The sequence below is a fragment of the Curtobacterium sp. B8 genome (genome assembly GCF_000333315.1).
Lineage (GTDB): Bacteria > Actinomycetota > Actinomycetes > Actinomycetales > Microbacteriaceae > Curtobacterium > Curtobacterium luteum.
Genome location: NZ_BACW01000299.1, coordinates 1 through 3,838, shown reverse-complemented (window position 1 = coordinate 3,838; position 3,838 = coordinate 1). Strand labels below are relative to the sequence as shown.

Sequence of the window (3,838 nt, the reverse complement as noted above, 5' to 3'; positions counted from 1 at the left end):
CAACAGGACCGCGAGGAACGGCAGCCGGACCGGGAGCTCCGGGAGCTCCGGGAGCGGAGACCGCACCGCGAGCGGCCCCCGCTCCTCGCGGTCACTTGACCAGTGGGAACAGGATCGTCTCGCGGATGCCCAAGCCCGTGATGGCCATGAGCAGGCGGTCGATGCCCATGCCCATGCCACCCGACGGCGGCATCGCGTGCTCGAGCGCGCGGAGGAACTCCTCGTCGACCCGCATCGCCTCGGGGTCGCCGCCCGCCGCGAGCTTCGCCTGCTCGACGAACCGTTCGCGCTGCACGACCGGGTCGACCAGCTCGGAGTACGCGGTGGCGAGCTCGAAGCCGCGCACGTAGAGGTCCCACTTCTCGACGATGCCCGGACGCGTCCGGTGCTCCCGGGTCAGCGGCGAGGTGTCGACCGGGAAGTTCATGACGAACGTCGGGCGGTCGAGCGAGTCGATGACGAAGTGCTCCCAGAGCTCCTCGACGTACTTGCCGTGCGTGGCGTGGGCGACCTCGACACCCTCGGCGTCGGCGAGCGCCTGCAGCTCGGACAGCGGCGTCTCCGGGGTGATCTCGCGGCCGGCCGCCTCGGACAGCGAACCGTACATGTCGATGCGCGGCCACTCGCCGTCGAGGTCGTACGTGGTGCCGTCGGCCCAGGTGACCTCGAGCGACCCGCCCGTCACGGCGCGGGCGGCGTTCTGCACGAGCTCCTGCGTGAGGTCGGCCATCTGCTCGTAGTCGCCGTACGCCTGGTAGGCCTCGAGCATCGCGAACTCGGGCGAGTGCGTGGAGTCGGCACCCTCGTTGCGGAAGTTGCGGTTCACCTCGAACACGCGGTCGATCCCGCCGACGACGGCCCGCTTGAGGAAGAGCTCGGGCGCGATGCGGAGGAACAGCTCGGTGTCGAAGGCGTTCGAGTGCGTGACGAACGGCCGCGCCGAGGCCCCGCCGTGCTGGGTCTGCAGCATCGGCGTCTCGACCTCGAGGTACTCGTGGGACGCGAACGTCTGCCGGAGTGAGGCCATCACGGCCGCACGGGCGCGGACGGTCTTGCGGGCGTCCTCGCGCACGATGAGGTCGAGGTAGCGCTGGCGGACCCGCGTCTCCTCGTTCAGCTCGTTGTGCAGGTTCGGCAGCGGGAGGATCGCCTTCGCCGCGATCTGCCAGTCGTCGACCATGATCGACAGCTCGCCGCGACGGGAGGAGATGACCCGGCCGTGCACGAAGACGTGGTCGCCGAGGTCGACGAACTCCTTCCAGCGCGCGAGCGAGTCCTCGCCCACCTCGGCGAGGGAGACCATCGCCTGGATTCGCGATCCGTCGCCGGACTGCAGCGACGCGAAGCAGAGCTTGCCGGTGTTGCGCGAGAACACGATCCGCCCAGCGAGGCCCACGACGTCCTGGGTCTCCTCGCCGGTCTCGAGCGACGCGTACTGCGCACGGACCTCGGGGATCGTCGTCGTGATCGGGAGCGCCGCGGGGTAGGCCTCGACCCCGGCGTCGAGCAGCTTCGCGCGCTTGTCGAGCCGGACCTGCCGCTGCTCGCTGGTCTCGGCGGCCTCGAGGTCGGCGGCGAGGTCTGCGGACGTGGCGTCGGCGGCGGTTGCTTCGCTCATGAAGGGTGCGGCTCCGGTGGGGTCGTGGGGGATGCGGAAATGCTACCCGGCGCCGGCGTCCCGACGGGAACCGTGCCCGTCGCAGCCGCGCCCGGCGCCGGCGTCCCGACGGGGACCGCTCCCGTCACAGCCGCGCCCCCTGCCGGCGTCCCGACGGGGACCGCTCCCGTCACAGCCGCGCCTGACCGTCCGCGGCGGCGAGGGCGTTGTCGACGGCGCTCCGCACGAGGGCGCCGAGGACCCGGCCGGGGTGCTCGACCCCGATGCCGTCGAGGGTCCCGGCGGACTGCTCGACGATCGCGGTGGAGAAGCTCGCGGCGGCCCGGACGGCGTCGGCGTAGGCGGGCCGGTCCCGCTCGCTGACGACGAACGGCTCCGCGCCCATCTCGACCACGAGCGCCTGCGCGATCGGCAGCACCGGCCCGGGCGCGGTGACGGCGCAGTACGCGTCCCGCAGCCGAGTGAGGTCGACGCTGGTGCCCGTGAAGACCATCGCGGGGTGGATCGCGAGCGGGATCGCGCCGGCCGCCAGCGCGGGTCGGAGGATCTCGGTGCCGTGGTCGGGGCTCGTGTGCACGACGAGCTGCCCGGGCTGCCAGATGCCCGCGTCCGCGAGGCCCTGCACGAGTTCGGCGAGCTGGTCGTCGGGCACCGCGAGCAGCACGAGCTCGCTCCGCTCGACGAGGTCCGGCGTCGCGAGGACCGGCACGCCCGGCAACATCGCCTCGGCACGGTCGCGGCCCGCGTCCGACACCGCGGTCACGCCGACGACCGCGTGCTCCGCGTTCGCGAGCGCGGCCCCGAGCACCGGGCCGACCCGTCCGGCGCCGACGATCCCGACGCCGAGCCGTCCTGCCCTCACCGGACCGCTCCGGGGTCCGGTGCGTGGTCCCAGCCGGGAGGCCCGTCCTGCGCCCGCCAGGCGGGCGCACCGGGGCCGGTGGCCGGGGCGGCGCCGGGGGCGACCCCGTCGACGCCCGCCGCGGCCGTGGCGGACGCGAGCCGCGCCTCCCGTTCGCGCCACCGGTGGGAGGTGTCGACGGCGGCCGCCTCGACCGCGCGCCGAGCGGTCTCCGACCACATCTGCTGCGCGTCGCGCGCGTCCAGCGCGCCGATGTGCGCGCTGACCGGCCCCTGGACGGTGTGCACGTGGGCGGAGGCGAGCCGCAGCACCCGTTCCAGCGGCCCCTGGGAGACCTTCACGCTCTGCACCCGCGGCAGCGGCACGATGACGAGGGAGCGCCACACGGCGCCGAGCCGGAACAGCACCGCGCCCTGCACGAAGCGGTAGCCGTTGCGCCGGAACGAGAGCGGCCGGAACCAGGCGCCGCGACCGGGCGAGTGCACGAAGCCGCCGCGGTCGCCGGACGTCGTGAGGCTGTCGTCGACGACCCCCACGGCCTCGGCCGAGCCCTCGCGGAGCTGCTCCTGCGACGCCCGCGGTCCCGCGACGGCCGTGCCGACGAGCCCGGGGAGGATGATGTCGAGCACCTCGCGGACGTCCTCGGCGCGGCCCACCGGGAGCACGATCGACGACGCCTGCTGGTTCGTCGACTGGCCGTTGCCGGCGTTCGTGGCCCGGTTGATGCGGATGTCCCACCAGCCGAACGGCCGCCAGAGCAGCGGCTGGGCGACGCTCACGGCGTGGATGCGGCCCGGCGGCAGCGTCTCGTTCGAGGTCGAGACCAGGCCGAAGCCGATGCGGATGCCGTCACGGGTCTCGGCGATCGTGTACTGCAGCGAGCGGGAGAACTTCCGGACGTAGTAGCCGCCGGCCCCGATCACCGCCGGGAACAGCGCGAGGAGGATGCCGTACTCGCCGGTCACCGAGATGCTCACGACCATGGCGACGACGAGGAGCACGAGGAACACCGTCGTGGTCGAGAGCAGCATCGACGCGATCAGGCGACCTGGGTGCACCTTGACGATCCGGGTGGCGCGCACGGCATCGGGGTCGAGCTCGGGCGAGAAGACCTCCTCGAGCCGGTCCTGCAGCACACCGTACGAGGCGCGCTCCGGACCCTGCTGGTCGTCCTCCTTCGCACCGGAGGCGAGCACCAGGATCCCGCGCCGGAGGTCCTCGGCGGGGCTTCGANCCCGAGTAGGCGAGCTGCACGTTGGCGTCGTTGCCGGCCTGGGCGATCTCGAGCTTTCGCGTGCCGAGGAGCCGGGGCACGATCGGCCGGGAGATGTTGATGCCCTGGATGCGGTCGAGGCGGG

General features: G+C 73.3%; 3 protein-coding genes. All 3 read right to left on the bottom strand.

What is annotated here, in order from left to right:
- Positions 1–91: 91 nt before the first annotated feature.
- Positions 92–1,618 carry a lysine--tRNA ligase gene (lysS, locus tag I59_RS07385; RefSeq protein ID WP_022903309.1) on the bottom strand — a complete coding sequence of 509 codons (1,527 nt, stop codon included), beginning with the start codon at positions 1,616–1,618 and terminating at the stop codon, positions 92–94.
- A 169-nt stretch (positions 1,619–1,787) separates the two neighbouring features.
- Positions 1,788–2,480 (bottom strand): Rossmann-like and DUF2520 domain-containing protein, encoded by a 693-nt coding sequence (locus I59_RS07380; RefSeq protein WP_022903308.1) that lies wholly within the window; start codon positions 2,478–2,480, stop codon positions 1,788–1,790.
- Complete coding sequence (locus tag I59_RS19460; protein ID WP_049976545.1) at positions 2,477–3,676, bottom strand: PH domain-containing protein; 1,200 nt, start codon at positions 3,674–3,676, stop codon at positions 2,477–2,479. The genes I59_RS07380 and I59_RS19460 overlap by 4 nt, the downstream gene beginning before the upstream one ends.
- Between the last annotated feature and the right edge of the window lie 162 nt (positions 3,677–3,838).